Origin of the sequence: Mycobacterium sp. 852002-30065_SCH5024008 (genome assembly GCF_001665645.1) — a bacterium.
Taxonomy (GTDB): domain Bacteria; phylum Actinomycetota; class Actinomycetes; order Mycobacteriales; family Mycobacteriaceae; genus Mycobacterium; species Mycobacterium paraffinicum.
In genome coordinates, this window is the sequence record NZ_LZSZ01000045.1 from 1 (window position 1) to 3,879 (window position 3,879).

Here is a 3,879-nt window from a genome sequence, read left to right on the forward strand (position 1 = left end):
GCCATCCGCACACAACTCGCAGACCGGCTGCCGTCCTATATGGTGCCGGCAGCGATCGTGGTGCTCGACGCCCTACCCCTGACGGTCAACGGCAAACTCGACACCCGCGCCCTCCCCGCCCCCGATTACGCCGGCGGCGCATATCGCGCCCCGACCACCCCGGCCGAGGAAATCCTGGCCGACATCTACGCCCAAATCCTCGGACTCGAACGCGTCGGCGTGGATGACTCGTTCTTCGAGTTGGGTGGGGACAGCATTTTGTCGATGCAGGTGGTGGCCCGGGCGCGGGCGGCTGGCCTGTTGTGTCGGCCGCGTGATGTTTTCGTCGAGCAGACGGTGGCTGGGTTGGCCCGGGTGGCCGAGGTGGCGGTCGATGGTGAGTCGGGTTGGGTTGATGATGGTGTGGGTTCGGTGGTGGCGACCCCGATTATGCGGTGGTTGCAGGGTGTGGATGGCCCGGTTGAGCAGTTTAACCAGACGATGGTGGTCCAGGCGCCTGCTGCCGTCACACACTCCGACGTGTTGGTGGTGTTGCAGGCGCTGCTGGATCGGCATGCCATGTTGCGGTTGCGTGTCGATGACGATGCCGGTGGCTGGTCATTGACCGTGCCCGAGCCGGGTTCGGTGAAGGCCAGCGATTGCTTGCACGTGGTGGATGTGCTTTCTGACGAGGTGTTGGTGGAGGCGCGGTCGCGGTTGGACCCGGGCGCTGGGGTGATGGTCGGTGCGCTATGGGTGGGCGCGACGAGCCAGTTGGTGTTGATTATTCACCACCTGGCCGTTGATGGGGTGTCATGGCGAATCCTGTTGGAGGACTTGAACATCGCCTGGGCCCAGCATCACAGTGGTCAGCCGGTCGCCTTGTCCGTCGTGGGTACGTCGTTTGCCCGGTGGTCGGGGCTGCTCGATAAGTACGCCCACGCCCCGGAGGTTGTGGCCAGACTCGACGCGTGGCGGCAGGTGGCGACAACCCCTGTCTTATTGCCGCCGGTGCAACCGCGGGCAGATACGTATGCGAGTGCGGGGCAGTTGTCGGTGTCGTTAGATGCCGAGACCACGCGCCTGCTGCTCGGTGAGGTGCCCGCGGCGTTTCACGCTGGCGTGCAAGACATTTTGTTGATCGCGTTCGGCTTGGCCTTCGTGGAATTCCTGGGTCCCGCTGCAGCGCCGGTCGGTATCGATGTGGAGGGCCACGGCCGCCACGAGGAGATCGCTCGCCGGGTGGACTTGTCGCGCACGGTGGGCTGGTTCACCACCAAGTACCCGGTGGCGTTGGCGGTCGGTGGGCTGGACTGGTCGCAGGTGGTGGCCGGTGAAGCCGCGCTGGGGGCGGTCATCAAGGACGTCAAAGAGCAGTTGCGCACCCTGCAGCATCCTCTGACGTATGGCCTGCTGCGGTATTTGAATCCCGACGTTGAGCTGGACGCGTCGGATCCAGTAATCGGGTTTAACTATTTTGGCCGATTGGGCGGCCGGGCTGAGACGTCGGCTGAATTGTGGCGCCTCGATCGGGACGGCTTGTCGTTGACCGGTGCAGCCACGGCAGTGGCGATGCCGTTGATGCACACCGTGGAACTCAATGCCGCCACCGTGGACACTGAAGCTGGCCCGCATCTGCAGGCGGCCTGGACGTGGGCGCGCTCAGCACTCGATGAGCAGCAGGTCAGCCGGCTCAGCCAGTTGTGGTTTGAGGCCCTGGCTGGTATCTGCACGCACGTCCAGGACGGTGGGGGCGGGTTGACTCCCTCCGACATTATGCCGGCCCGGTTGAGCCAGGCGCAGATCGATGAGTTGTGCCGGCAGGACCGAGTTGCCGATATTTTGCCGTTGACCCCTTTGCAGCAGGGGTTGCTCTTTCATGCCAGTACCGCGCAGAGCGGCAACGATGTATATGCGGTGCAGCTGGATATCACCGTGACCGGCGGCCTGGACCCCGACCGCCTGCGCGAGGCGGTGCACACCGCGGTCGCCCGGCACCCGAACCTGCTGGCCCGGTTCTGCGACGAGTTCGGGGAGCCGGTGCAGATCATCCCAGCTGATCCCGAGTTGGCGTGGCGGTATATCGAGCAGCACACCGCCGCCAGGGGCGACATCGATGAGCACGTCGAGCGGCTGTGCGCCGATGAACGCGCCGCGGTGTGTGATCTGGGACGCCAGACGGCTTTTCGGGCCGCGTTGATCCGCACCGCAGGCGATCGGCACCGGTTTGTGTTGACGAATCATCACATCGTGCTCGATGGCTGGTCGCTATCGACCTTGCTGCAGGAAATCTTCGCCAGCTATTACGGGCAGCGGCTGGCTGCTCCGGTACCTTATCGCCGGTTTGTGAGCTGGCTGGCCGACCAAGATCGCGCTGCTGCCCGCGCGGCGTGGCGTGAGGCGTTCGCAGGGTTCGAGGCCCCGACCTTGGTGGGCCCGCCGGGCCGGATGACGCTGGGGCGGCGCGGTGTTGTGTCATCTTGGGTGTCTGAGCAGATCACGTTGGGCCTTGGGGAGTTGGCGCGCTCATGCCACACCACCGTCAGCACCGCGCTGCAGGCCGGCTTCGCGCAGCTGCTGTGCGGGTTGACCGGTCAGCAGGATGTCGCTTTTGGCATGACGGTCTCCGGACGGCCCGCCGAATTGAGCGGCGCGGAATCGATGGTGGGCCTGTTGATCAACACGGTGCCGGTGCGGGCCACCCTAACCGCGGCGACCAGCACCGCAGACCTGCTCGAGGCGCTGCACCGCACCCACAACCGCACCCTAGAACATCAGCACCTGGCGCTCAACGAGATTCACTGCGCCACCGGGCATGACCAACTATTCGACACCTTGTTCGTGTACGAGAATTATCCGGTCGATACCACCGCGATGGCGCGACCGCACGAGTTGGCCATCGGCGAGGCCAGTACCCGCGAATACAACCACTACCCGCTGACAGTGCAAGCCGCGCCCGGCCGCGAACTCCGGCTTCGCATCGAATACGACACCGACATCTTCGACCCCGACAGCATCGAGCTGTTGATCACCCGATTCCAGCGGCTGCTGACGGGGATGACCGCGGACCCGACGCGGCCGGTGTCTTCGATCGAGGTGCTCAACGAGTCCGAGCGGGCCCGACTAGAGGAGTGGAGCAACCGCGCGGTATTGAGCGCGCCGGCCGCGTCGGCTGTGTCGATCCCGGAAGCCTTTGCCGCCCAAAACACCCGCACCCCGGATGCAGTAGCTCTGAGCTTCGGGGACCGGTCCTGGACCTATCAGGAACTCGATAAGGCCGCAAATCAGTTAGCCCACTTATTGATCGGCCAGGGCGTTGGCCCCGGGAAGTATGTGGGGCTGCTCGTGGAGCGCTCGGCCGAAGCGATTGTCGCGATCCTTGCGGTCCTCAAGTCCGGGGCAGCCTATGTGCCAATCGATCCGGGCCTGCCCACAGCCCGCATCGAATTCATCCTCACCGACGCCACCCCGACCACGGTGCTGACCACCACCGCGCTCGCCGCGCGGCTGGATGGGTACGACGTGCCGGTCGTCGATGTCAACGATCCCGCTGTTGACGTCCAATCCAGCACACCGTTGCCGGGTCCGGCGCCCGACGATGTTGCATATCTGATTTACACCTCGGGCACCACTGGTACCCCCAAAGGCGTTGCAGTCACGCACCACAACGTGACGCGGTTATTCGACTCGTTTGATTCCGGATTGGACCTGACCGCAGGGCAGGTATGGACACAGTGCCACTCCTATGCCTTCGACTACTCGGTGTGGGAGATCTGGGGTGCGCTGTTGCATGGGGCGCGGTTGGTGGTGGTGCCCGAGGCGATGGTCGGCTCCCCGGATGACTTGCACGCCTTGTTGATTGCTGAGCGGGTCAGTGTGTTGAGTCAGACCCCGTCGGCG

General features: G+C 64.7%; 1 protein-coding gene. It reads left to right on the forward strand.

The annotated features are described in order from the left end of the window. The coding region (locus A5781_RS05060; protein ID WP_156624407.1) for a condensation domain-containing protein at positions 1-3,879 on the forward strand (3,879 nt) is incomplete at both ends.